Source organism: Microbacterium sp. GQ128 (genome assembly GCF_059758615.1).
Window position 1 is genome coordinate 110,083 of record NZ_JCAXDY010000003.1, and the last position, 24,908, is coordinate 134,990.

Genomic DNA, 24,908 nt, shown 5'->3' on the forward strand with positions numbered 1-24,908 from the left:
AGGGCGCGGCGGCTTCCCCCGGGCGTGTTTCGGGAGGACCATGGACCTGTCCGGCGTGCGTTGTCGACCGTGCGGTCGGCCTGGTGCTGATGTGAAGGTTGTTGTTAGTGTGGCATTTGTGAAACCGGCGGAAGGGGCCGTGTGAACGACGACCAGAACACTCTGGACGCTGCGGTCGCCGCGGCTTCAGACGATTGCGGCTGCGCGCCCAGCCCGACCGAACGCCGTGCGTTCAGCAAAGACGGCCTCAGCCGCCGTGGTGCACTCGGTCTCGGCGTGCTCAGCGTCGTGGCACTCAGCGCATTCGGCATCTCCAACGGGGTCTCTGCCGCCTATGCGGCTTCGTACCCGAGCTGGGACGACGTGCAGCGCGCGAAGAACAGCGAAGCCGCCAAGGCCGCCGAGGTCACCCGCATCGAGGGGCTCATCCAGTCGCTGACCCAGAAGGTCGCCGAGACGCAGGCGGTGGCGAAGGCCACGGCCGACGAGTTCTACGAGGCGCAGCAGAAGTACTTCGCTGCGGCCACCGAGGCTGATTCGCTTCAGGCCAAGGCCGACGAGCAGTCGGCGAAGGCGGACGAGTCCGCGAAGAAGGCCGGTCAGGTCGCCGCGCAGCTCTACCGCAACGGCGGTGACGACACCTCCCTCGAGCTGCTCTTCACCGGTTCTGCCGACAACGCCGACGAGTTGCTCGCTCGGCTCGGCACGATGGACAAGCTCTTCGAGTACAACCAGTCGGTGTACGACGATGCGGTCGCCGCCCGGAACTCCGCGCAGTCGATGAGCGACCAGGCAGTGGTCGCCCGCGACGAGCGCGATCGGCTGCAGAAGATCGCCGAAGAGAAGATGGTCGTGGCGCAGCAGGCCGCCGACGCCGCTCAGGCCGCGCTCGACGAGCAGTCCGCGAATCTCGCCACGATGCAGGCTCAGCTCGCGGCGCTCAAGGACGCGACGGCGAAGACGGTCGAGGCATACAAGGTCGGCGTCGCCATCGAGGAGAAGAAGCGCAAGGAGCGCGAGGCCCGCGAGGCCCGCGAGGCCGCAGCGGCCGCCGCCGGAAACGGTGGCGGTGGTGGCGGCGGCGGTGGTGGATCCCAGGGCAGCGGCGGCTGGTGCCGTCCGCACGGTGGGGGCAAGAGCTCGGGCTACGGTCCCCGCTCGCAGCAGTGCGGTCCGCAGGGCTGCTCCTCGAGCTTCCACTACGGCACCGACTTCGCGAACGGCTGCGGAGCCGCGATCTACGCCGCACAGTCCGGCACCGTCGACTACGCGGGCTACAACGGCGGCTACGGCAACTACATCCGCATCCAGCACGGCGGCGGGATCGGCACCGGCTACGCCCACATCCGCAACGGCGGCATCGTCGTGAGGTCCGGCCAGTGGGTCCGCTCCGGTCAGGTCATCGCCTACGCGGGCAACACGGGTCGCTCGTTCGGATGCCACCTGCACTTCGAGGTCTACCAGAACGGCAACGCCGTCAACCCGGTGCAGTTCCTCGCCCGACACGGCGTCTCCGCCTGATCTCAGGCTCACAGCAACCGAAAGACCCCCGGCCGCTCCTGCGGGACCGGGGGTCCTTCGTGTCTGGCGATGCAGCGGGTCAGTGACCCTGCTCGCCGAAGCGGACGATCGCCTCGTCGAGGATGCGCTGCGCCTCGGCGGCGTTACCCCACTCGTCGACCTTGACCCACTTGTTGGGCTCGAGGTCCTTGTAGTGCTCGAAGAAGTGCTCGATCTCCTTCTTCGTGTAGTCGGCCACGTCGTCGATGTCCTGGATGTGCGCCCAGCGCGGGTCCTTCGACAGCACGGCGACGAGCTTGTCGTCTCCGCCGGCCTCGTCGCTCATCTTCAGCACGGCCACGGGACGGACCTCGACGACGACGCCCGGGTAGATGGCGTGGTCGAGCAGCACGAGCACGTCGAGCGGGTCGCCGTCCTCGCCGAGCGTGTTGTCGAAGTAGCCGTAGTCGGCCGGGTAGCCGAAGGTCGTGTAGAGCACGCGGTCGAGGTGCACTCGTCCGGTCTCGTGGTCGACCTCGTACTTCACGCGGCTGCCGCGCGGGATCTCGATGACGGCGTCGTGTGCGCCCATGCGTGTGCTCCTCAGGAAAAGTTCGGTTGAATGCCGCGGACCAGCCTACCTGCGGCCCCTGTCCGCCCGATGCTCGGGTTCGGCGTCGCCTGATGTGGTTCCGCAGGCGCGCGACCGTTCCGGGAAGCAGCGGTGGCCGAACGCCGTGCCCTAGCGTGGGACCGTGCCATCACTCTCTCCCGCCATCGCCGAGATCCGCCTGGCCGTGCGCACAGCGCTCGCCGACCTGCCCGAGGGGTCGACCGTGATCGTCGCCCTCTCCGGGGGCGCCGACTCGCTGGCTCTCACCGCCGCCACGGTCTTCGAGGCACGGGCCCGCGGGATCCGGGTGCTCAGCCTGACCGTCGATCACGACCTGCAGGAGGGGTCGTCCCTCATCGCCGGCGCGGCGGCGGTCGCGGCAGAGGGCATCGGAGTCGATGGCGCGCTGCAGACTCGCGTCGAGGTCGACGGGTCATCCGGCGCAGGCATCGAGGCCGCCGCTCGCGACGCCCGCTACGCGGCGCTCGCCGGTATCGCGCGTGCGGAAGGAGCGGCCGCCGTGCTGCTCGGACACACTCTCGATGATCAGGCGGAGACCGTGCTCCTGGGGCTCGCGCGCGGCTCGGGTGCCACGAGCCTGCAGGGAATGGCACCCTCGCGCGAGGACGACGACGGGCTCCGCTGGGTCCGTCCGCTGCTCGGCGTCCGTCGCGAGACCACCCGGGCGTTCTGCGCGGCATCCGATCTCGAGGTGTGGGACGACCCCCACAATCTCGACGAGCGTTTCGCCAGGGTTCGGGTGCGCGAGCGCGTGCTCCCCGTGCTCGAGGCTGAGCTGGGTCCGGGCATCGCGACCGCGCTCGCCCGCACCGCGGAGCAGCTGCGGGAAGACGCCGAGGCCTTCGACGAGATGATCCACGAGACGATCGAGGACATCGTCGAGCATGCGGAGGCGGGCATCTCGGTGAGCGTCGCGGCGCTCGCCGCCAACCCCGCGGCACTGCGCAACCGCATCATCCGCCTCGTCGTCGACAGCGAGTTCGGGGTGAGCCTCACGAGGACGCAGACCGTCGAGGTCGCGCGGCTGGTCACCGATTGGCGCGGTCAGGGGCCGATCGACCTGCCCGAGTGCTCGGCCGTGCGCCAGGGCGGACGCATCGTCTTCACCGCATCCGGCCGCTGACGGCGCTGCACCGAAGCGCGTCCGCCTCGCGACCGGATGCGTCGGGCGACGTCTTACTTCTTGCCGCCGAAGAGGCCGCCCAGGATGCCGCCGAGGTCGATGCCGCCGCCCGAGCCACCGCTGTTGCCGCCGCCGAGCAGCCCGCCGATCACGTCGCCGATTCCGCCTCCGCCCGCTGAGCCGCCACTGTTGCTGCCGCCGAGGATCCCGCCGATGACGTCGCCGATGCCGCCCGAGCTCTCGGCTCCGGCATCCGCCTTCGCCGTCTTGTCCTTGGTCGCGTTCGCGATGAGGCCCATCACGATGGGGGCGAGGATCGGGAGGAGCTTGCCGAAGTCGATGCCGGGAGTCGCCTTCGACTCGGTGAGCTCCTTCGTGACCTCCGTCTTCTTGGAGCCGAGGATGTGCGAGACGATCTTGTCGCCGTCGGCCTGATCGATGTCGTCGACCTTGGAAGCGCCGGCCCTGCCCTCGTGCTTCTTCAGCGCGTTCTGGATGGCCGCGGAGCCTTCGTCGGTCTCCGCATTCTTCGCGAGTCCGCCCAGCAGCACGGCGCCGCCCTGCTCCACAGCGACCTTCGCCTCGTCTCGCGAGACACCCAGCTTCTCGGCGATGTCGTCGATCGGAACCTGCGTGAGGATGTCGTCAAGAGCCATGGTGAATCCTTCCGTCCGGGGCGTCCGCCCACATCACCGCTCACAGTAGTGCGGATGCGGTGGGGATGGGGAGATCAGGAGAACCTTGACCGGAGCACAGGGTTCCGTCACCTAAAATCGATCCATGCGCGCCGCGGAGATCCAGGACGACCTTGCTCAGATCCTCGTCACAGAGGAGGAGATCCTCGCCAAGCTCGACGAGCTGGCGACGCAGGTCGCCCAGGACTACGAGGGCAAGGACCTCGTGCTCGTCGGCGTCCTCAAGGGGGCCGTCATGGTCATGGCCGACTTCGCGCGGGCACTGCCGTTCCACGCCCCGATGGACTGGATGGCGGTGTCGAGCTACGGCGCCAGCACCAAGTCGAGCGGTGTCGTGCAGATCCGCAAAGACCTCGACACCGACCTCAACGGTAAGCACGTGCTGATCGTCGAGGACATCATCGACTCGGGTCTGACCCTCAGCTGGCTGCTGGAGAACTTCGGATCGCGTGGCGCCGAGTCGATCGAGGTGCTCGCTCTCCTGCGCAAGCCCGAGGCCGCGAAGGTCCACATCGACTGCAAGTACGTCGGCTTCGACATCCCCACCGACTTCGTGGTCGGATACGGCCTCGACTACGACGAGCGCTACCGCAACCTGCGCGACGTCGCAGTGCTCGCCCCGCACGTCTACTCCTGACGCGCGGCACGCTACGCCGTGGGTGAACGTACAGCGACCCCCTAGGGCGCGCGCGATACGCTGATCCGATCATGGATGTGAAGAAGCTCACCCGGAATCCGCTGATCTACGTCGCGCTGATCGGCCTGCTGCTGTTCGGCGGCTTCCTGCTGATCTCGAATCTGGGTGCGCCCAAGCAGATCACGACGCAGGAGGGGCTCAAGCTCCTCTCCGGCACCACGGTCACCGAGGTCGTCAACACCGACGGCGACCAGCGCGTCGACATGACCCTCTCCAAGGCGTTCGAGGGCTCCGAGAACGTGCAGTTCTACTACGTCGATGCCCGCGCCGACGAGGTCGTCACCGCGATCAACGAGGCAGCTCCCAAGGACGGCTTCAACGACGCCGTGCCGCGTGCGACCTGGTTCGACGGCTTCCTCTCGCTCCTCCTCCCGCTCGTGCTGCTGGGCCTGCTGTTCTGGTGGCTGCTGTCGTCCATGCAGGGCGGTGGCGGCAAGGTCATGCAGTTCGGCAAGTCGAAGGCCAAGCTCGTCAACAAGGAGACGCCGACCGTCACCTTCGCCGACGTCGCCGGTGCCGACGAGGCCATCGAAGAGCTCCACGAGATCAAGGAGTTCCTGCAGGACCCCGCCAAGTTCCAGGCCATCGGCGCGCGCATCCCGAAGGGCGTGCTGCTGTACGGCCCTCCCGGAACCGGCAAGACGCTCCTCGCCCGCGCCGTCGCCGGTGAGGCAGGAGCCCCGTTCTACTCGATCTCCGGATCGGACTTCGTCGAGATGTTCGTCGGTGTCGGCGCCTCTCGTGTGCGCGACCTCTTCGGTCAGGCCAAGGAGAACGCCCCGGCCATCATCTTCATCGACGAGATCGACGCCGTCGGCCGCCACCGCGGCGCCGGCATGGGCGGCGGAAACGACGAGCGCGAGCAGACCCTCAACCAGATGCTGGTCGAGATGGACGGCTTCGACCCGAACGCGAACGTCATCGTGATCGCCGCGACGAACCGCCCCGACATCCTCGACCCGGCACTGCTGCGCCCCGGCCGCTTCGACCGCCAGATCGGCGTCGACGCCCCCGACCTCAAGGGCCGTCAGAAGATCCTCGAAGTGCACAGCAAGGGCAAGCCGCTCTCGAAGAACGTCGACCTCGAGGTCGTCGCCCGCAAGACCCCCGGCTTCACCGGCGCCGACCTGGCCAACGTGCTCAACGAGGCAGCTCTCCTCACCGCCCGCTCGAACGCGCAGCTGGTCGACAACCGTGCCCTCGACGAGGCCATCGATCGCGTGATCGCCGGACCGCAGCGTCGCACCCGCGTGATGCGCGACAAGGAGAAGCTGATCACGGCGTACCACGAGGGCGGACACGCACTCGCAGCGGCGGCGATGAACTACACCGACCCGGTCACCAAGATCACGATCCTGCCCCGCGGCAAGGCCCTCGGCTACACGATGGTGCTGCCGCTGGACGACAAGTACTCGGTCACCCGCAACGAGCTGCAGGACCAGCTGACCTACGCCATGGGCGGACGCGTCGCGGAGGAGATCATCTTCCACGACCCGACCACCGGTGCCTCGAACGACATCGAGAAGGCGACCTCGATCGCCCGCAAGATGGTGCTCGAGTACGGCATGACCACGCAGGTCGGGCCGGTCAAGCTCGGCAGTGAGGGCGGTGAGCCCTTCGCCGGTCGCGACATGGGTCGTGGCCGCGAGTACTCCGAGCGGGTCGCCGAGCGGGTGGATGCCGAAGTGCGCGCGCTCATCGAGCAGGCGCACAACGAGGCCTACGAGGTCATCAGCGCGAACCGCGACATCCTCGACAAGCTCGCGCTGGCGCTCCTCGAGGAGGAGACCCTCGATCACAACCAGATCGCCGAGATCTTCACCGAGGTGAAGAAGCTTCCGGAGCGTCCGCTGTGGCTGTCCAGTGAAGACCGTCCGGTATCGGAGCGACCCCCGATCGAGGTGCCCAAGAAGGACGTCTCGCTCGCGGCATCCGTCGAAGCCCCCGCCACCACGCCGCGTGCGCAGCAGGGTTCGGCGGGAGCCGGGAACCCGCGACCCGCGACGGCGTGACGTGACCGTCGACAGGCACCGTGTCGAGCGACTCACCCGCGAGCTGCTCGAGGCCATCGGCGAAGATCCTGATCGACCGGGGCTGAAGCAGACGCCGTCGCGCATGGCCGAGCTGTACTCCGAGTTCTTCGCGGGGGTCGGCGAGGATGCCGCCGAGCCCCTCGCACGCACCATCAGCGTCTCGCGCGGACCCGCGCCCGACACGCTGCCCTCCGGGGCCGTGCTGCTGCGCGACATCCGCTTCCGTTCCGTCTGCGAGCACCACCTGCTGCCGTTCGCCGGGCACGCCCACATCGCGTACCTCCCGGGTGAGCAGGTCGTCGGTCTCGGCGCGCTCGTGCGTGTGGTCGAGATCCTCGCCGCCCGTCCGCAGGTGCAGGAGCGCCTCGGCGAGCAGATCGCCGACACGATCGCGGAGCACCTCGACACCCGGGGAGTGCTCGTCGTGCTCGACGCCTCCCACGGCTGTGTCACGATGCGCGGCGGACGCCAGAGCGAAGCGTCGACGCTCACGATCGCGGCGCGCGGGGAGTACACGGATGCCGTCGCCAGGACGGAGCTGATCACGCTGATCGGCGCGTCGGCGGGGTCCGGAGCAGCGCGCTGATGACCAGCATCTGGGGCATCGTCAACGTCACGCCCGACTCCTTCAGCGACGGTGGCCGTTACCTCGACGTCGATCGGGCGGTCGCCCACGGCCTGCGGTTGCGGGCCGAAGGCGCAGCGGTGCTCGACGTCGGCGGCGAGTCGACCAGGCCCGGCGCCGCACGCGTGGGTGCCGACATCGAACAGCAGCGCGTGATCCCGGTGATCGAGCAGCTGGCGTCGGCGGGCGTGCCCGTCAGCATCGACACGCTCAACGCGGCGACCGCCGCCGCAGCCGTGCGGGCCGGCGCGCGGATCGTGAACGACGTCTCCGGAGGGCTCGCGGATCCCGAGATGCGGGCGGCCGTCGCGGAGTCCGGCGCCGACTACGCGATCGGGCACTGGCGCGGATTCTCCGCCGACATGTACGCAAAGGCCGAGTACCGTCGCGTCGCGCGCGAGGTGGCGGGAGAGCTGCAGGAGCGCATGGGCGAGGCCGCAGCATCCGGGATCGCGCCGTCTCGGCTGATCCTCGACCCGGGTATCGGATTCGCGAAAGCCGGCGCGCAGAACTGGGACGTGCTGCGGGGACTCGACGAGATCGTCGCCCTGGGGCCTCGCGTGCTCATCGGCACCTCGCGCAAGCGCTTCCTGGCGGAGGCACTTCGTCGGGAAGCCGGCGCGGACGACGAGGTCTCCGAGTCACGCCGCGATCTCGCGACGGCCGTCACCAGCGCCCTGGCGGCCCGCGCCGGAGTGTGGGCCGTGCGCGTGCACGACGTCGCAGGCACCCGCGACGCGCTCGCGATCGCGCACGCCTGGGCCGGCTGAACTCCCACCCAGCCGATGGGGTGGGTCCCCCGTACGCTAGAGGCATGGATTTCCTCGATGAGATCGTCCTCTCCGGTCTGACCGTCTTCGGCCGCCACGGCGTCTACACGCACGAGCGGGAAGAGGGCCAGGACTTCACGATCGACCTTCGCCTGCGCCTGTCGCTGGATCAGGCGGCGGCCTCCGACGACGTGACCGACACCGTGCACTACGGCGAGCTCGCCGAGAAGGTGGCGGCCGTCGTCGCGGGCGCGCCGGTGAACCTGATCGAGACGCTCGCGGAGCGCATCGCCTCGGTGGCTCTCGAGGACGAGCGGGTGCAGAACGTGACGGTGACCGTGCACAAGCCGCACGCACCGATCCCGCTGAACTTCGCCGATGTGGCGGTCACCGTGAATCGCAGCCGCCCGCCGCAGGCGCTCGAGGACATCACGATATGAGCCGCGACCTCGCGAAGGCGCCCGAGGTACCCGGCGCCCGCCCGGCCCGCCCGGAGACCGTCGCCGTCGTCGCCCTCGGCGCGAACCTCGGCGATCGGCACGAGACGATCCGCGCGGCGGCGCAGCGCATCGCACGCCTGCCGCTCGTGAGCGATGTGCGACTCTCCGAACTGTTCGAGACCGTCGCACTCCGCCTCGATGGGCCGGACCCTGAGGCGCCCGCGTACGTGAACGCGGTCGCGCTGGTCACCACGCGTCTCGCCCCGGAAATCCTCCTCGGCATGCTGCATGCCATCGAAGACGAGAACGGTCGGGAGCGCCGCGAGCGGTGGGGCGATCGCACGCTCGACCTCGACCTCATCGCTTACGGAGACGTCGTCTCGGACGAACCGCGTCTGCAGCTGCCGCACCCGCGCGCCGCCGAGCGGCTGTTCGTGCTCGACCCGTGGCTCGACGTCGACCCGGATGCGGAGCTTCTCGGACGAGGGCGGGTGGCCGACCTCGCGGCTGAGCTGCGCAGCCGGGGCGAAAGATGAGGCGCACCTCTGCGGGGCTCCTGCTCCTTCTCGCCCTGCTCGCGGCCGGCGGCGGCTTCCTGCTCGATCATCTGCTCACCGCGGCGGGGCGCATCACGTTCACGCCGTCGCTGCTTCTCCCGGTACTGCTCGTGCTGATCGCGGCCGCCTCACTGGGCGTCGCCTGGCCGGTGCGGCGCAGTGTGCGCTCGGGTATCCGCATCGACCCGTTCCGCGCACTGAGAGCGGCGACGCTCGCCCGCGCGTCCAGCCTGCTCGGCGCCATCATGGCGGGCTTCGGGGCGGGACTGCTGGCATTCCTCCTCTCGCGCCCGGTCGATCCACAGGTAGGGTCGACTGTGGCCATGCTGGCCCTCATCGGCAGCGCGATCGTCCTCACGATCGCCGCGCTCGTCGCCGAACAGTTCTGCACCCTGCCGAAGGATCCTGATGACTCAGAACCCAGAGACCGCGCCCCTGAACCCGGCGGAGGGCACTGACCTCGCCGCCCTCGACCAGGGCACGTACTCCGAGCTGCGGACGGCCCGGAACGAGGCCCGGCTCGAGCTCGACGGCGCGTGGCACCAGATCTCGCCGCGCTACGTGGTCTCGCAGATCGTGCAGAACGTGATCTTCATCGCGATCGTCGCCGCCGCGGCGCTCGTGCTCAGCCTGGTGCTGGACCAGCAGTGGGTGTGGATCCCCGCCGGCATCATCCTCCTCATCACGGTGATCGCGCTCATCATCCTTCCCCGGCAGGCGAAGGCGATCGGCTACATGCTGCGCGCCGACGACATCGTCTTCCGCAAGGGCATCCTCTGGCAGCGCATGATCGCTGTGCCCTACGGCCGCATGCAGCTGGTGGACATCACCCAGGGCCCGCTCGACCGCGGCTTCGGCATCGCACAGCTCAAGATGGTGACGGCCGCGGCGACCACGGGTGTGCAGATCCCCGGCCTCACGCAGGAGGCGGCGGAGGCGTTGCGCGACACCCTCATCCACGTCGCCGAGACCCGCCGGACCGGCCTGTGAGCGAGCCGCAGCTCCCGCCGTCCCCGACCACGCAGGCGGGCGGCGACCCGTCGACGACTCTCGCCAACGGCGAGTGGCACCGCATGCACCCCCTCACCCCGCTCTTCAAGGGTGGACTGGTGCTGATCATCCTGGCCGGCATCGTGATCACGAACATGCGCGATCGTCTCATCACGTGGGCCATCGCGCTCTTCGCGCCGGAGGAGGCGCACGTCGGCGATTACTCCGGCGGCGATCCCGTCGACTGGGTGCTCTCCAACAACCTGATCCTCGTCGCGCTGCTCAGCGTGCTGGGACTCGTCATCGTGCTCGTGCTGATCTTCTGGTTCGTCTGGCGGTTCCACCAGTTCCGGATCACAGGCGACCACGTCGAGGTGCGCAAGGGGATCATCTTCCGCTCGCACCGCCGCGCTCCGCTCGATCGCGTGCAGGGCGTCAACCTCACCCGACCCTTCCCGGCGCGCATCATCGGACTCGCGAAGCTGGAGGTCGTGGGCGCCGGAAACGATGCGAACGTCGAACTCGAGTACCTTGCGACGTCGCGCGCCGAGTCCGTGCGCGCAGACATCCTGCGTCTGGCCTCGGGCGCCAGGGCGGCCCGCAACGCCGCGATGAACCCCGGTTCTCCGCAGGCACCCGGAACGGCGGTGCCGGCATCCGCTCGCGCGCAGCTCGTCGGATCCGTGAACGCCGGAGTCAACGACCTCCTCGCTGGCGTGGACCTCGCCGACGTCGTTCCCGAGAGCGTCGTCAAGATCCCGACCGGACGCCTCGTCGGATCGCAGTTGATCTCGGGCCTGCTGTGGGTCGTGTTCTTCGGTGCGATCTTCGCGATCGCATTCGGCAGCGCGCTGATCGGCCTGCTGATCGACGGCGACACCGACGGCGGCGTCGTGCTGCTGGGCCTCGGCTTCGGCATGGGCGTGCCGCTGGTGATCGCGGTCATCGGTATCACCTGGGCGCAGATCTCGAAGTCGTTGCGGTATTCGATCGCCCCCACCCCCGACGGTGTGCGCATCACCTACGGACTGCTCACGACCGTGACCGAGACGCTCCCGCCGGGGCGCATCTTCGCCGTCGAGGTGACGCAGTCGCTGCTGTGGCGCCCGTTCGGCTGGTGGACGATCAAGATCAACCGGATGAGCGGCAAGAGCGCGGCTCAGCAGTCCTCCGGCAGCGGACAGCAGTTCAACGTGGTGCTGCCGGTCGGCAAGCGCGCCGACGTCGAGCGCGTGCTCGCGCTGGTGCTGCCCGACGTGCCCGCCGAGAGCATCCCCTCGCTCTGGGAGCACGGCGTCGTCGGACCGGTCGAAGGCGACGCGTACCGCTCGATGCCGCGGCGTGCGTGGTGGCGGCGTCCGTTCTCATGGAAGCGCCACGGATACCTGGTGGAGGAGTTCGGCCTCGTGCTGCGTCGGGGGATCGTCTGGCGCAAGCTCGCCGTGTTCCCGCTCGCGCGCCTGCAGGGCGTCTCGCTCAGCCAGGGGCCGATCGACCGGATGCAGCGGGTCTCCGGCGCGCAGGTGCACACTGTTCCGGGGCCCATCACGGGGTACCTCTCGGGTCTTGAGCGCGCCGATGCCCTGGCGCTGCTCGACGACGTCAGCCGCGCAGCCGCCGAGGCCGCGTCGCGCGACACCACCCACAGGTGGAGTGAGCGGGCGGCCGCCGCGCCGGACGTCCAGCCCGTGGGGCCGCCCGTGTACGCAGGCACGCCCTCCGTGACCAACCCGCCGCCGTTCGTGCCGAACCTCGCACCGCCGGCTCCCGGTGCGAGACCGGCTCCGTTCGCCCCGCCGACACAGGCTTTCACGCAGCCCGCACCCGCGGCGCCGCCGGCGCCTCCCGCACCGCCCGTGGCACCGCCGCCGGCACCGCCGGTCGCGCCTCCCGCACCGGCTGCCGTACCGCCGGTCGCGCCTCCCGCACCGGCTGCCGCACCGCCGGCACCTGCCGCCGCCCCGTCTGCACCTGCGCCCGCGCCGGCGGCGACGCAGCCACCAGCTCCTCCCGCAGAGCCGCAGCTCCGGCGTCGGAGGACGCCTCCGCCCGCACCGTCGGATCAGCCGGAGGAGTGACCGTGGCGCGGGACGGACGCCTCGGCGTCGGCATCATCGGCGCGGGACGTGTCGGTCCGGTGATCGGTGCGGCGCTCGGCGGAGCGGGGCACGCCGTGATCGGGATCACGAGCGGCTCCGATGACGAGCGCGCCTCTGCCGTGCTGCCGGATGTGCCCGTGCTCGACGCGCTGGAGGTCGTGCGTCGAGCCGAACTCGTGGTCATCGCGGTGCCCACCGAGCAACTGCCGTCGCTGGTGGCCGGCATCGCCGAGGTCGGGGGCTGGCAGATCGGACAGCTCGTGCTGCACACCGATCCCGCGTACGGGATCGAGGTGCTGCGGCCGGCCGCAGAGCGAGGCGCGATCCCGCTCGCCGTGCATCCCGCCATCACCTTCACCGGAACCTCGATCGACCTGCGTCAGCTGCAGGCGGGTTTCGCCGCGGTCACAGCTCCCGCCGCGGTGCTGCCGATCGCCCAGGCGCTCGCCGTGGAGATCGGGTGCGAGCCGGTGGTGATCGCCGAGGCGGATCGAGCGGCCTATGCCGACGCGATCGCGACGGCCACCGAGTTCTCGCGGTCGATCATCGGTCAGTCGACTGCCCGGTTGCGCGAGCTCGGCGTGGAGAACCCGGGCGGCTACCTGTCGGCGCTGGTGCAGTCGACGGTCGAGCGGGCGCTGCGCGAAGCATCCGACTCCCCTCCCATGCTCTGAGAGTGCCGGCGGCTCATCGTCCGCCTGAGAAGCCTCCGCCTCCTCCGCCCCCGGAGAATCCGCCGCCGAACGATCCTCCGGCGCTCGACGAGGAGCCCGTCGACGGTGCGGAGTACGTCGCCGCGGACTGCGACGAGGCCATGAACGAAGCCAGCTGCATGCGAAGGGCGAACGAGGCCGGGTCGCCGATCCAGGAAGCGCCTCGCTGAGCCTGCGCGTACGCACGCTCGAGCACGTCGCCCCACTCGTCTTCCAAGCCGAAGAGGATCGCGTAGGGGAGGAGCCGTTCGTAGACGTGGATGACGTCCGCCGTGCCCTCCGGCCGGCGCTCGGCGCCGCTGTACGACTGCAGCATCTGCAGACGGTCGGCGTCTGCGACGCGGATGAACTCTTTCACGCCCTGCAGGTACTCGGAGACGCGAGCGCCCTCGGCCGTGAGGACGGTGTGCTTCGAGAAGGCGTACACGCTCGACAGGAACACGAGGAAGGCCACGATCGACATCACGACGAGCGCGGGGATCGCGGAGAGGCGGCCGCTGGTGGCCGCCCAGATTCCGAGGCCCAGTCCGATCAGGGCGACACCGATCGCGCACCACTGCAGGATCACGGCGCCGCGACTGCGCACCCTCTCGGTGAAGCCTCGGGATGCGGCAGCCGCCGTCCCACTCTGCTGCAGGGCGGTCATGCGGGCCGCGAATGCCTCATCGGCGGCGGGCAGATCGACCACGCCGTCGGCATCGGCATCGAGGAACAGCGCTTCCAGCGCCTCCGCATCGAGCTCGTCCGGTCCCGTCACCTCCGGCAGGCGGCGCAAGCGTGGCTCTTCGGCCTCCAGGCCTTCTTCGATGCGCAGGGTTCCGCGCACGGCGAGGTGCACGATCTCTGCGGGGATCACGTCCTTCGCCCCGGTGATGGCCGTCGCCGCGATGAGTGGGGGCAGGGAATCCGGCACGTCATACTGAGCCACGACGATTCCGGTGGCCACCCGGCGTCTCCGAGTGAATGCCGAGACCGCGAACCAGCTGCCGACCGACAGCCCCGCAGCTCCCGCGGCTGCGACGAACGGGGCGATGTCGCCGACCGGGTCGGGTGTGCGCGCGAAGGGCTGCGTGACCGTGCCCGCCCCGAACCCGATGGCGACCGTCACGCCGTCGCCGGCAGGGCGCTCTCCGGACTCGACGCCGAAGACCGTCACGCGGCCGTCGGTCTGGGGTCCCCGCAGCTCGCACTCCGTCCGGGATCTCGATGGCCCGGTGTAGCAGCGCGTCGATCCGGTGAGCGCTGCGCCCAGCTCTTCATCGAACGCGATGTCGGTGCGGAACCGCTCGATCGGCTGCGTGCTGTCGAGGGGGAGCACATTCCAGTAGAACTCGTCCACCGCCGGGGTCGAGGAACCCGCGGCCGGCTTCGTCGCGAGGATCACATCGCGCATCTCGTACTCGATCACGTAGGTGGTGAGCCCGTGCACATAGTTGTCGTCGTCGCCGGTGAGAACGTACAGCAGCCCGTCTTCCTCGTCGGTCTCATAGGGCACCTCCCGGCCATCCTCATCGGTCACGGAAAGCACTCGCGTCTCGGTGCTCGCCCCCTCGTAAGCGGTCGTGAGTCCGCGGACGATGCCGTGATTCTGGTCTGCTTCCGGGAAGCGGGCGACCAAGGTCTCGGTCACGTGCATCCGCGCGCGGCCCTCGTCATCGAGCCCGACTTCGTACACGGCATCCCACGAGGCGTAGGAGAAGTCGTTCACGTCGTCTGACTCGGCCACCGCGCGCACGTGCGGTCCGAGTCCCGATCCGGTGTCGGCGGCGGCCGTGGCGGGAGTGGTGACCGCGGCAAACGCGAGCGAGAGGGCGGCGAACGCGCGGAGGATCCGTGGATGGGCCATTCTTCGAGGCTACCCAGCGCGTGCCCTGGGGGCGCGCGCCGCCTCGGTAAACTGGGAAGGACTTCCAAGGAGCCCCCACATGACTGACGCGTCTGCCGCGCCCGAATCGGCCTCGACCGACCCTTCTCCCGAAGAGGACGTCCACGAGCAGAAGGCCGTGCGCCTCGCAAAGCGCGAGCGTCTGATCGAGAAGCGGACGGATGCGGGCGGCGGAGCGTTCCCGGTCGGCGTGCCGGTCACGCACACGATCCCGGCGCTGCGCGCGGAGTACGGCGAGCTCGAGGCCGGCGCCGAGACGGGTGTCGTCGTCGGTATCGCGGGTCGTGTCGTGTTCAGCCGCAACACGGGGAAGCTGTGCTTCGCCACCCTTCAGGCCGGCGACGGCTCGCGCATCCAGGCGATGATCTCGCTCGCGAACGTCGGCGAGGAGTCGCTCGCGGACTGGAAGGAGTACGTCGACCTCGGCGACCACGTCTTCGTCCACGGTGAAGTCATCTCCAGCCGCCGCGGGGAGCTGTCGGTCATGGCCGACGGCTGGGCGATCGCCTCCAAGGCGATCCTCCCGCTTCCCAACGCGTACTCCGAGCTCAGTGAGGAAGGGCGCGTGCGCAGCCGCTACCTCGACCTCATCGTCCGCGAGCAGGCGCGAACCACCGTGCGTGCCCGTGCCGCGGTGAACGCCAGCCTGCGTGCGACGTTCACGAGCCACGACTACCTCGAGGTCGAGACCCCGATGCTGCAGGTGCAGCACGGCGGCGCCTCTGCTCGCCCCTTCGTCACCCACTCGAATGCGTTCGACACCGAGCTCTACCTGCGCATCGCGCCCGAGCTCTACCTGAAGCGCGCGGTCGTCGGCGGCATCGAGCGCGTGTACGAGATCAACCGGAACTTCCGCAACGAGGGAGCCGACTCCACGCACAGCCCCGAGTTCGCGATGCTCGAGGCCTACCAGGCGTACGGCGACTACAACCAGATGGCCGCGCTCACGCAGGAACTCGTGCAGAAGGCGGCGATCGCCGTCGCCGGTTCGACGACGGTGACCTGGGCCGACGGCACCGAGTACGACCTCGGCGGTGAGTGGGACCGCATCTCGATGTACGAGTCGCTCTCGGCGGCCGCCGGTCGCACGATCACGCCGCAGGATTCGGTCGAGGACCTCATCGCGTTCGCCGAGGCGAACGACGTCGACCTGCCGCCGCAGGCCACCCACGGCAAGCTCGTCGAGGAGCTGTGGGAGCACTTCGTGAAGGGTGATCTTGTTCGCCCGACCTTCGTGATGGACTTCCCGGTCGACACGTCCCCCCTCGTGCGCGAGCACCGCTCGATCTCCGGCGTCGTGGAGAAGTGGGACCTGTACATCCGGGGCTTCGAGCTGGCGACCGGGTACTCCGAGCTCGTCGATCCCGTGATCCAGCGCGAGCGGTTCGAGGCGCAGGCGAAGCTCGCAGCGCGCGGCGACGTGGAGGCGATGCCGGTCGACGACGAGTTCCTGCGGGCGCTCGAGCACGGTATGCCGCCGTCCGGTGGGATGGGCATGGGGATCGATCGTCTGCTGATGGCGATCACCGGCCTCGGCATCCGCGAGACCATCCTCTTCCCGCTGGTCAAGTAGGTCTCGATGCTCGACGGTCATGCCGCCGAGCTTCTGCGGAACGCCCACTCCGGAAGCATCGCGCCGGCGATCATGGTCTCCAGCAGGGCGGCGAGAGAGTATCGAGGGTCGATCTCGCGCACGAGCTCCAGATAGCGAGCGGCGTGGCTGGCTCGGCCGAGAGCCCACGACAGCCACGCCGCCGCGGTGAGTGGTGCCGGTCGGGCAGCGCGCGGTGCCCGTGCGGCCGCCTCGCGGACGACGGCGAGCGCGAGGTGGAGCCGATCGAAGTCCGGAGCCGGACCCTGGCCCAGGAACAGTCGCCCGAGCTCATCGGGGACCATCTCGCCCGACTTCGCGAACGCGGTCTGCGCGTCGAGCGCGCGGACGCCTCCCGCGAGGTCACTCGCCCACTGCGCGATCGCGACATCTCGGAGCAACGGTCGCTCCATGCACCACAGCAGCGTCGCAGTCGCATACGGCGGGAGGGCATCGGGTGCCGAGAGCACCGATTCGAAGAACGCGGGCACGTCTTCGAGCAGCACGAGCGCAGCGATCAGCTGCGGATTCTCCCGCCCGGTCACCCGCCCCTTCGCCTCTCCGTCTTCGTCGAGCAGCGCCGCGAGCTCGAGTGCCGCTCTTCCCACCCTTTCCTTCTCGGCGAGATCCACATCCGGAAGGCGGGCCCCCGCAGCCTGATCCTCCGAGATGCCGGGTGCATCCGGACCCTCGGATGGGCAGCAGATCTCTGCGAGCGGGTGGAGGTCCGGGTCACGCTCCACGTAGCTCGACCACCCCGACGGTGTCACGCAGAGCGCGTCGACGATGCGGAGCCCGGCGTCTTCCGCGCAGCCGAGCAGTTCGTCGACGGCCACGGCATGTGGGAGGACGAGACCGTCGCGGGTGGCCTCTGGCTCCTCGTCGGTGTACACGACCACGGCGACGGCATCCGTTCCCCGGACGCGAGCGAGGAGGCTGACCGCAGCGTCGGCATATGCCTCGATATCGGCACCGTCAGGGGGCAGATCGAGTCGCATGGCCCCGTCGGTGCGCGTGCCGTGGAAAGGCAGCAGCACGATGCTCCGACGAGGAGTGAAACCCGCGAGAATGGGGACGATGCCGAGGAATGCGGCGGAATCGGTGGCGCGAAGCAGTGTTGTCATCCCGAGAGTGTCTCGGAGCCACGAGCCCGCGGGGTCGGAAAAGCGGCGTTGTGGATGCAGAACCTGAACGCGCGGCGATGTGCACGAGGAGTGGCTCGCGTACCATGGGGTGATGGACAACTTCTGGCTCGCCGCGGCCTGGTCGCTTCTGCCGACCATCGGAGTGAGCGTCGTGTTCGTCTTCGTGCTCCGCGGGATCCTCCGCTTCGACCGCACGGAGCGCAAGGTCCACGCCCAGATCGAGGCGGAGGAGCGCGCGGCCCGGGGTCTTCCGCCGCGCGTCTGAGTCCCACCCATCCGCTACTGTGAAGCCAGCGCACCGGCATGGGCGCGCTGCCGAGGTGATCGTCACCGCGGTGGGGAGGGTGCACGATGACGGCAGAGACCTGGGGCTGGTGGTTCGCCGCCTTCCTGCTGGTGCTCGACATCGTCATCCGCGTCACGGCGATCATCGTCATCCCGCGCAATCGGCGCCCGACCGCCGCGATGGCCTGGCTCCTCGCCGTGTTCTTCATCCCGTTCGTCGGAGTCTTCCTGTTCCTGTTGATCGGAAACCCGCGACTGCCGCGCGCGCGTCGACGCAAACAGGACCAGATCAACGAGTACATCGCCGAGACGAGCGAGCACCTGCACTTCGGGACGCTGCGCCCGAACGCTCCCGCCTGGTTCGGTCCGATCGTCCAGATGAATCAGAGGCTCGGGGCGCTTCCGCTCTCGGGTGACAACGGCGCGCACCTGATATCCGACTACCAGGAGTCCCTCGACGAGATGGCCGAGGCCATCCGCACCGCCCAGGACTACGTGCACGTCGAGTTCTACATCCTCCAGTCCGACACGTCGACGGACAACTTCTTCCGCGCCCTCGAAGAGGTCTCGGCTCGAGGAGTCGAGGTGCGGGTGCTTCTGGACCACTGGGCGAACCGAGGCAAACCGCGCTACAAGCAGACCATCGCCCGACTCAACGCGATGGGTGCGGACTGGCACCTGATGCTGCCGGTGCAGCCGCTCAAGGGCAAGATGCAGCGCCCGGATCTGCGCAATCACCGCAAGCTCCTGGTCGTCGACGGCAACATCGCGTTCCTCGGATCGCAGAACATCACCGACTCGACCTATAACTTGCCGAAGAACATCAAGCGCGGGCTGCACTGGGTCGACCTCATGGTCCGCCTCGACGGCCCTGTCGTGCTGAGCGTGAATGCGATCTTCGTCGCCGACTGGTACAGCGAGACCGACACGGTGCTCGAGGGGATCGACATCGCCCACGCGAACATCGGCTCCGGCGACCTCGACTGCCAGGTCGTGCCGTCGGGCCCGGGGTTCGAGGTCGAGAACAACCTGCGCCTCTTCCTCGGGCTGCTGTATGCCGCAAAGAAGAAGATCATGATCGTCAGCCCCTACTTCGTCCCCGACGAGGCGCTGCTGCTCGCCGTGACCGCGGCTGTCGATCGCGGTGTCCACGTCGAGCTCTTCGTCTCGGAAGAGGGCGACCAAGCGATGGTGTACCACGCCCAGCGCAGCTACTACGAGGTGCTGCTGAAAGCCGGCGTCCGCATCTGGATGTACCGCAAACCGTACATCCTGCACACCAAGACCCTCACGATCGACGACGAAGTCGCGGTCATCGGCTCCAGCAACATGGACATGCGCTCCTTCGGTCTGAACCTCGAGGTCTCGATGCTGGTGCGCGGCGAGGAGTTCGTGAAGGAGATGCGCGAGGTCGAGGACAAGTATCGCTCGCTCAGCCGTGAACTGACGCTCGAGGAGTGGATGCAGCAGCCGTTGCGCTCGACCGTGCTCGACAATCTCGCCCGCCTGACCTCGGCCCTGCAGTAGTCGGCACGGCGCGTCCGGGCTACCGGGGCGATCTGCCCGCGGGCTACCCTGTGAGCATGACCTCTGTGCTCCGTCCGCTCGCCTCCGTCGTCGGTCTCGTCGCTGCGGCGCTCCTCGTCGCGGGATGCACCGTCGGCCCCGGTTCCGACGCCCCGTCGAGTTCGCCAGCTCCCGGTGCGGGAGACGTGGACGACCAGAACGACTTCGAGGGCACGCTGCTCGACGACGGCCGCATGTTCGCCGTCATCACCGTGGGCTCCTCGACGTGCGTGCCGCAGGTCGACCAGGTCACGGCCGAGGGGCAGACCGTCACCGTGACGCTCGTCGACCCCGAGGGCGAATCGCCGAAGCCGTGCACGAAGGATCTCGCTCCGCGCGCGAGCATCGGCGCGCTGCCGGAGGGCGTCGACCCCAAGTCGGACATCACCCTGAACGTGACCTACGGCGATCTCTCCGACGACGTCGACCTCGACGGTGACCCCGCGGCCGCGGGAACGCCGGGATCCACGACCGAGTTCCAGCCCTCCGCCGGGTGGTTCGACGACGGCGGTCTCGTGCTGCTCACCTGGGGCTCGTCGAGCTGCGTTCCGCAGATCGAGTCGCTCGAGGGCGCCGGCAACGCCGGGACGGCGACCTTCCTGACCGACGAGGACCAGGTCTGCACGATGGATATGGCCCCCCGTGCGACCCTGCTCGCGTTCGGCGAGGACACGGTCGACGACGACGGCACCTTCACGCTGACGCTGGTCGGCGGCGGGCTCGACGGCACGGTCGAGGTTCGCTGACCCCTGCGGGTAACCGTGGTGATCTTCTGGGCCACGCTCATCTTCTTGGCCGTGATCAGCGTGATGATGGTGATCAAGCGACGCAAGAGCTGACGGGCGCCACCCGCCTCACAGCATGTGAACCGGGTGGCCGGGCGGCAGTGCGAGCAGCAACGCACCGGGGTCTGCCCAGCACGTGATGCGCACGGCAGCGCCGAACTCGTCGCCGTCGAGCTCGATCGGGATCGGTGCGGGAGCGGCGGCCTCGGCCGCGGTCCCGTGGAAGTAGTGCACCGACGCGTTCTTGCCGCGACGCTCGAGCACACGGCGACCCGCACGGAAGCGCCGCAGCACGGAGTTGTCCCACCAGATCTTGCGCCACACGGCGAACCAGCCGAGCACCCCGGTGGGCTGGATGACGGCGATGTCGAGCGCGGCATCCGTGATCGACGCGTCCGGGATGAGGGCGATGCCGGCGGGAAGCGTGCCGCAGTTGGCGAAGAGCAGACTGTAGGCGCGGTGCGAATGCAGTCGCCCCTCATCGATCTGGTACACGGCACGGAAGGGCTTCGCGCGGGGGAGGGAGCGGGCTGCACCGTCGACGTAGGCGATCCACCCCACCGACTTCTTCAGGTCGGAGCGCGTGTTCGCGATCATGTCGGCGTCCAGACCCATGCCCGCCAGCACGACGAACGCGTGCTCCTCCTCATCGCCGTTCTCACGGGTCAGCCGCGCGCGACCGATGTCGATCGGGTGGCGGAAATCGCCGAGGGCCGCACGGATCATCTCGGCCGGATCGGCGAGCGGCAGGCCGAGATTGCGCGCGAGCAGGTTGCCGGTGCCGCTCGGCAGGATCGCCAATGCCACTCCGGAGTTCGCGATCGCCTCCGAGACGGCGCGCACGGTCCCGTCGCCGCCGGCGACCAGCACGACATCGACGTTGCGCGCGAGTGCCTGCGCGGTCGCGCCCTGCCCGGCGTCCTCGATCGTCGTCGGATAGAAGGCCGGGTGGTCCCATCCGGCCTCGCGCGACAGATCGCGAACGGTCTCGCGCAGATGCTTGCCGTCGACCTTGATCGGGTTGTAGATGAGCGCCGCCTGTCGGAGAACGGGGGCGCTGGTGGTCATGGCGCTACTCTAAACCGGGACGCGGCCGGGTCGCTCACCCTGATGGGGTGAGGCGGAGGGGGCCGCTCGGCGCGGCGGCACCGCACCGTAGACTTGGGAGATGATCGACCTCGCACTCCTCCGCGAAAACCCGGAGATCGTCCGCCGTTCACAGGCTGCCCGTGGAAACGACCAGAGCACCGTCGACGTCGCACTCGAGGCCGATCGATCGCGCCGGGCCGCGCTGTCTGCGTTCGAGGAGCTGCGCGCCGAACAGAACGCGTTCGGCAAGCTGGTCGCGAAGGCTCCCAAGGAGGAGAAAGCCGCCCTCGTCGCACAGGCGAAAGACCTCGCCGAGCGCGTGAAGCAGGCGCAGCACGCGGCGAACGAGGCAGCGGAGGCGGCATCCGCGGCTCTCGCCCGGATCGAGAACGTCGTGATCGACGGCGTCCCCGCCGGCGGCGAGGCCGACTTCGTCGAGCTGCGTCGGGTGGGCGAGGTGCCCGCATTCGACTTCGAGCCGCGTGACCACCTGGAGCTCGGCGAGCTCCTCGGCGCCATCGACATGGAGCGCGGGGCGAAGGTCTCCGGCGCGCGCTTCTACTTCCTGCGCGGCATCGGGGCGCGCCTCGAGATCGCCCTCATGAACCTCGCGCTCGACAAGGCCCTGCAGAACGGTTTCGTACCGCTGATCACGCCGACCCTCGTGCGCCCCGAGATCATGCAGGGCACCGGGTTCCTCGGCGAGCACGCCGACGAGGTCTACCACCTCGACAAGGACGACGACCTGTATCTCGTCGGAACCAGCGAGGTCGCGCTCGCCGGGTACCACAAGGACGAGATCGTCGACCTCGCCGACGGCGCCCTCCGCTACGCGGGCTGGTCGACCTGCTACCGCCGCGAAGCGGGTTCGCACGGAAAGGACACCCGCGGCATCATCCGGGTGCACCAGTTCAACAAGCTCGAGATGTTCGTCTACACGACCGCAGAAGAGGCCGAGGCGGAGCACCTGCGCCTCGTCGCGCTGCAGGAGGAGATGCTCACTTCCCTCGGGCTCGCCTACCGCGTGATCGACGTCGCCGCGGGTGATCTCGGCTCGAGCGCGGCACGCAAGTACGACATCGAGGCGTGGGTGCCGACGCAGGGGGCGTTCCGTGAGCTCACCTCCACGTCGAACTGCACGACCTTCCAGGCGCGCCGCCTCGACGTGCGGCACCGTCCCGCCGTCGATGCGGCGGATGCTGCCGCTCAGGGCGCCGCGAAGACGCAGCACGTCGCCACTCTGAACGGAACGCTCGCCACCACGCGCTGGATCGTCGCCCTGCTCGAGACCCACCAGCAGGCCGACGGATCGGTGCGCGTGCCCGAGGTGCTGCGCCCGTACCTCGGCGGGCTCGAAGTGATCCAGCCCCTCGGCGACGGGCGGGCAGCCCGGTGACGGGCCCCTGGCTGGTCGGGCTCGACGTCGACGGCACCATCCTGCTGCAGGACGAGACGATGAGTCCGGGTGTCCCCGAGGCCGTCGCGCGCGCGTGCGATGCCGGACACGTGGTGACGATCGCGACCGGGCGCAGCTGGATGGCCACGCGACGCTACGTCGAGGAGCTCGGCCTCACCGCCGACTACGTCGTGTGCTCCAACGGCGCCGTGACGATGCGCCGCGACGGCGACGACTGGGAGCGCTGGAACGTCGAGACCTTCGACCCGACTCCGGTGCTCGGACTGCTGCGCGACCGTCTTCCGGACGCCCGGTACATGGTCGAACTCGCCTCGGGGCAGCGGCTGTTCACCGAGCAGCTCGACGACTGGACGCTCGACGGCGGACGACAGGTCGACTTCGACGAACTCGGCGCGCTGCCGGTCTCCCGCATCGTGGTCGTCTCGCCCGGCCATGACGAAGACGACTTCCACCGCCTCGTGGCGGACGCCGGCCTCAACGAGGTCTCCTACGCGATCGGCTGGACCGCGTGGTTGGACATCGCCCCGCAGGGCGTCGACAAGGGCACCGCGTTGGAGCAGGTGCGCACCGAGCTCGGGCTCGACGGCGGGCGCATCCTCGTCGCCGGCGACGGGCGCAACGACATCGGCATGTTCGGCTGGGCGCGCGCACTCGAGGGGCGCGCCGTGGCGATGGGGCAGGCCCCCGACGAGGTGAAGGACGCCGCGAGCGAGGTCACCGCCGACGTCGAGGACGGCGGGCTGGCGCAGGCGCTCGACACGCTTCCAGCACCCGCCCAGGTCAGCGCGGGAGAATAGAACTCGGCTAGACTCACGCCTTGTCGACAGATGCGTCCGTCGAGGAGGGTTGTCCGAGCGGCCGATGGAGCTGGTCTTGAAAACCAGTGGGCAGAGATGTCTCGTGGGTTCGAATCCCACACCCTCCGCACAGCGAGCACGGTGACCCCGCACCGGTGCTGAATCCGAAAGGGTACGAGTGAGCGACAACACGCGACGCCGCCGCACCATCGCACGGCACGGTCAACTGGAGACGCCCAGCTCGCTCAGCCAGCTGCTGAAGTTCATCGCGATCGGCCTGGCCGTGGTGCTCGTCAGCGGATTCGGCGTCGGTGTCTACATCGCGTACGACTTCTCGAGCACCGTCGCGGCGAACGCCGTCGATCTGGAGGGCCAGGAGGTCGTCCCGCCGGACATCGGCGAGTATGAGAGCGGCTTCAACCTCGTCCTCACGGGAGTGGACACCTGCGAGGAGAAGTACAAGGACCTCTTCGGTGACCGGTGCACCGGGGGCGACGCCGAGGGCACGCTCAACGACGTCAACCTGCTGGTGCACGTCTCTCAGGAGCCCCGCCGGATCACCGTCGTCAGCTTCCCGCGCGACCTGATGCTCCCGATCCCGGAGTGCACCGACGACGAGGGCAACGTCCACTCGGCGATGAGCAAGCAGCCACTCAACACGGCGTACACGGACGGCGGCCTGAACTGCGTCGTCAAGACGATCTCCGAGCTCACCGGCCAGGAGGTCCAGTTCGCGGCATCCGTGACCTTCGGCGGCGTGATCGAGATCACCAACGCCATCGGAGGTGTCGACGTGTGCCTGGCGAACCCGATCAAGGACCGCTACACCGGCCTGGACATGGCCGCGGGCACGCACACGGTCGAAGGTCTTCAGGCGTTGCAGTTCCTCCGCACCCGTCACGGTGTCGGCGACGGCAGTGACCTCGGCCGCATCGGCAACCAGCAGCAGTACATGTCGAGCCTCGCGCGCAAGATGATCAGCGGCGAGGTGCTGGGCAACGTGCCGGTCATGCTCAAGCTGGCGAACACGGCCCTGAGCAACCTCGAGGCCAGCACGTCGCTGGCGAACAACCCGATGACGCTCGTCCAGATCGCGCTCGCCGTGAAGTCCGTCCCGTTCGAGGACATCGTCTTCGTGCAGTACCCGACCGGTGCCGACTACGCCGACCCGAACAAGGTCGTCCCCAACGAGGAGGCGGCCGCGGCTCTCTGGAACGCGATCGAGGCGAACGCGCAGCTGCAGATCACGCACGAGAACAACAGCAACGACGGTGTCGTCGTGCAGGAACCGACGGAGCCGACCGCGCCGACCGAGGAGGCGACCCCCGATCCCTCCGCGACCCCGGAGAACGTCGTTGCGCTGCCCGACTCGATCAAGGGCAACTCGGCCGCGCAGGAGACCTGCTCCAACGGCAACGTCCGCTGACACCAGACTGCGACGACGCAACCCGTTTGCGCAGTCGTGCAAGAAC

24 protein-coding genes and 1 tRNA gene are annotated in these 24,908 nt (G+C 69.1%); 20 read left to right on the forward strand and 5 right to left on the reverse strand.

Annotation, left to right across the window (positions count from 1 at the left end):
• Nucleotides 1-141 precede the first annotated feature (141 nt).
• Entirely contained in the window at nucleotides 142-1,521 is a 1,380-nt protein-coding gene (locus AC6CHX_RS10725) for a peptidoglycan DD-metalloendopeptidase family protein (protein ID WP_498272804.1), read from the forward strand.
• 79 nt (nucleotides 1,522-1,600) lie between these two features.
• Here AC6CHX_RS10725 and AC6CHX_RS10730 read toward each other — a convergent pair whose 3' ends face one another.
• Nucleotides 1,601-2,092: an inorganic diphosphatase gene (locus AC6CHX_RS10730; protein ID WP_136040968.1), complete on the reverse strand. Its 492-nt coding sequence runs from the start codon at nucleotides 2,090-2,092 to the stop codon at nucleotides 1,601-1,603.
• 163 nt (nucleotides 2,093-2,255) lie between these two features.
• Between AC6CHX_RS10730 and tilS the strand changes: the two genes are divergently transcribed.
• Complete coding sequence (tilS, locus tag AC6CHX_RS10735) at nucleotides 2,256-3,257, forward strand: tRNA lysidine(34) synthetase TilS (protein WP_498272805.1); 1,002 nt, start codon at nucleotides 2,256-2,258, stop codon at nucleotides 3,255-3,257.
• A 53-nt stretch (nucleotides 3,258-3,310) separates the two neighbouring features.
• Here tilS and AC6CHX_RS10740 read toward each other — a convergent pair whose 3' ends face one another.
• The gene (locus AC6CHX_RS10740) at nucleotides 3,311-3,913 is read right to left on the reverse strand and encodes a DUF937 domain-containing protein (protein WP_498272806.1); all 603 of its coding nucleotides are present in this window, start codon (nucleotides 3,911-3,913) and stop codon (nucleotides 3,311-3,313) included.
• A 124-nt stretch (nucleotides 3,914-4,037) separates the two neighbouring features.
• Here AC6CHX_RS10740 and hpt point away from each other — a divergent pair, with 124 nt between their 5' ends.
• From hpt to AC6CHX_RS10790, 10 genes are all read left to right on the forward strand, one after another.
• Nucleotides 4,038-4,589: a hypoxanthine phosphoribosyltransferase gene (gene hpt / locus AC6CHX_RS10745; protein ID WP_029262844.1), complete on the forward strand. Its 552-nt coding sequence runs from the start codon at nucleotides 4,038-4,040 to the stop codon at nucleotides 4,587-4,589.
• Between the two features lie 71 nt (nucleotides 4,590-4,660).
• Nucleotides 4,661-6,661 carry an ATP-dependent zinc metalloprotease FtsH gene (ftsH, locus tag AC6CHX_RS10750; protein WP_376103126.1) on the forward strand — a complete coding sequence of 667 codons (2,001 nt, stop codon included), beginning with the start codon at nucleotides 4,661-4,663 and terminating at the stop codon, nucleotides 6,659-6,661.
• A gap of 1 nt (nucleotide 6,662) precedes the next feature.
• The gene (folE, locus tag AC6CHX_RS10755; RefSeq protein WP_498272807.1) at nucleotides 6,663-7,268 is read left to right on the forward strand and encodes a GTP cyclohydrolase I; all 606 of its coding nucleotides are present in this window, start codon (nucleotides 6,663-6,665) and stop codon (nucleotides 7,266-7,268) included.
• A complete protein-coding gene (folP, locus tag AC6CHX_RS10760; RefSeq protein ID WP_498272808.1) occupies nucleotides 7,268-8,077 on the forward strand; it encodes a dihydropteroate synthase in 810 nt (269 codons plus the stop codon). Before folE ends, folP begins: the two co-directional genes overlap by 1 nt.
• Nucleotides 8,078-8,121: 44 nt before the next feature.
• The gene (gene folB / locus AC6CHX_RS10765; RefSeq protein WP_136040961.1) at nucleotides 8,122-8,517 is read left to right on the forward strand and encodes a dihydroneopterin aldolase; all 396 of its coding nucleotides are present in this window, start codon (nucleotides 8,122-8,124) and stop codon (nucleotides 8,515-8,517) included.
• Nucleotides 8,514-9,053 (forward strand): 2-amino-4-hydroxy-6-hydroxymethyldihydropteridine diphosphokinase, encoded by a 540-nt coding sequence (folK, locus tag AC6CHX_RS10770; RefSeq protein ID WP_498272809.1) that lies wholly within the window; start codon nucleotides 8,514-8,516, stop codon nucleotides 9,051-9,053. Before folB ends, folK begins: the two co-directional genes overlap by 4 nt.
• Complete coding sequence (locus AC6CHX_RS10775) at nucleotides 9,050-9,532, forward strand: DUF3180 domain-containing protein (protein WP_498272810.1); 483 nt, start codon at nucleotides 9,050-9,052, stop codon at nucleotides 9,530-9,532. The genes folK and AC6CHX_RS10775 overlap by 4 nt, the downstream gene beginning before the upstream one ends.
• Entirely contained in the window at nucleotides 9,483-10,064 is a 582-nt protein-coding gene (locus AC6CHX_RS10780) for a PH domain-containing protein (protein WP_498272811.1), read from the forward strand. Before AC6CHX_RS10775 ends, AC6CHX_RS10780 begins: the two co-directional genes overlap by 50 nt.
• Entirely contained in the window at nucleotides 10,061-12,142 is a 2,082-nt protein-coding gene (locus AC6CHX_RS10785; protein ID WP_498272812.1) for a PH domain-containing protein, read from the forward strand. Before AC6CHX_RS10780 ends, AC6CHX_RS10785 begins: the two co-directional genes overlap by 4 nt.
• A gap of 2 nt (nucleotides 12,143-12,144) precedes the next feature.
• The gene (locus AC6CHX_RS10790; protein ID WP_498272813.1) at nucleotides 12,145-12,837 is read left to right on the forward strand and encodes a DUF2520 domain-containing protein; all 693 of its coding nucleotides are present in this window, start codon (nucleotides 12,145-12,147) and stop codon (nucleotides 12,835-12,837) included.
• Between the two features lie 13 nt (nucleotides 12,838-12,850).
• Here AC6CHX_RS10790 and AC6CHX_RS10795 read toward each other — a convergent pair whose 3' ends face one another.
• A complete protein-coding gene (locus AC6CHX_RS10795) occupies nucleotides 12,851-14,722 on the reverse strand; it encodes a DUF2207 domain-containing protein (RefSeq protein ID WP_498272814.1) in 1,872 nt (623 codons plus the stop codon).
• A 79-nt stretch (nucleotides 14,723-14,801) separates the two neighbouring features.
• On the opposite strand from AC6CHX_RS10795, the gene lysS reads away from it, so the two are divergent.
• Nucleotides 14,802-16,334: a lysine--tRNA ligase gene (gene lysS / locus AC6CHX_RS10800; RefSeq protein ID WP_498272815.1), complete on the forward strand. Its 1,533-nt coding sequence runs from the start codon at nucleotides 14,802-14,804 to the stop codon at nucleotides 16,332-16,334.
• Nucleotides 16,335-16,351: 17 nt separating this feature from the next.
• On the opposite strand, the gene AC6CHX_RS10805 is transcribed toward lysS, so the two are convergent.
• Complete coding sequence (locus AC6CHX_RS10805; RefSeq protein ID WP_498272816.1) at nucleotides 16,352-17,476, reverse strand: DUF4192 family protein; 1,125 nt, start codon at nucleotides 17,474-17,476, stop codon at nucleotides 16,352-16,354.
• 112 nt (nucleotides 17,477-17,588) lie between these two features.
• Here AC6CHX_RS10805 and AC6CHX_RS10810 point away from each other — a divergent pair, with 112 nt between their 5' ends.
• From AC6CHX_RS10810 to AC6CHX_RS10820, 3 genes are all read left to right on the forward strand, one after another.
• The gene (locus tag AC6CHX_RS10810; protein ID WP_167381640.1) at nucleotides 17,589-17,762 is read left to right on the forward strand and encodes a hypothetical protein; all 174 of its coding nucleotides are present in this window, start codon (nucleotides 17,589-17,591) and stop codon (nucleotides 17,760-17,762) included.
• Nucleotides 17,763-17,848: 86 nt separating this feature from the next.
• Nucleotides 17,849-19,309, forward strand: coding sequence for a cardiolipin synthase (cls, locus tag AC6CHX_RS10815; protein WP_136040941.1), 1,461 nt, complete (start codon nucleotides 17,849-17,851; stop codon nucleotides 19,307-19,309).
• Nucleotides 19,310-19,365: 56 nt separating this feature from the next.
• Nucleotides 19,366-20,094 (forward strand): hypothetical protein, encoded by a 729-nt coding sequence (locus AC6CHX_RS10820; RefSeq protein ID WP_498272817.1) that lies wholly within the window; start codon nucleotides 19,366-19,368, stop codon nucleotides 20,092-20,094.
• Between the two features lie 108 nt (nucleotides 20,095-20,202).
• Here the strand turns inward: AC6CHX_RS10820 and AC6CHX_RS10825 are convergent, their stop codons facing one another.
• Complete coding sequence (locus tag AC6CHX_RS10825; RefSeq protein WP_498272818.1) at nucleotides 20,203-21,201, reverse strand: diacylglycerol/lipid kinase family protein; 999 nt, start codon at nucleotides 21,199-21,201, stop codon at nucleotides 20,203-20,205.
• Between the two features lie 100 nt (nucleotides 21,202-21,301).
• On the opposite strand from AC6CHX_RS10825, the gene serS reads away from it, so the two are divergent.
• The 4 genes from serS to AC6CHX_RS10845 all read left to right on the forward strand — a co-directional run bounded on the left by serS (nucleotide 21,302) and on the right by AC6CHX_RS10845 (nucleotide 24,862).
• On the forward strand, nucleotides 21,302-22,618 hold the full coding sequence (gene serS / locus AC6CHX_RS10830; protein ID WP_498272819.1) for a serine--tRNA ligase: 1,317 nt from the start codon (nucleotides 21,302-21,304) through the stop codon (nucleotides 22,616-22,618).
• Nucleotides 22,615-23,436, forward strand: a complete 822-nt coding sequence (locus AC6CHX_RS10835) for an HAD family hydrolase (protein WP_498272820.1) — start codon at nucleotides 22,615-22,617, stop codon at nucleotides 23,434-23,436. The genes serS and AC6CHX_RS10835 overlap by 4 nt, the downstream gene beginning before the upstream one ends.
• Before the next feature lie 43 nt (nucleotides 23,437-23,479).
• Nucleotides 23,480-23,564, forward strand: a tRNA-Ser gene (locus AC6CHX_RS10840).
• Between the two features lie 50 nt (nucleotides 23,565-23,614).
• Nucleotides 23,615-24,862, forward strand: a complete 1,248-nt coding sequence (locus tag AC6CHX_RS10845) for an LCP family protein (RefSeq protein WP_498272821.1) — start codon at nucleotides 23,615-23,617, stop codon at nucleotides 24,860-24,862.
• Nucleotides 24,863-24,908 lie beyond the last annotated feature (46 nt).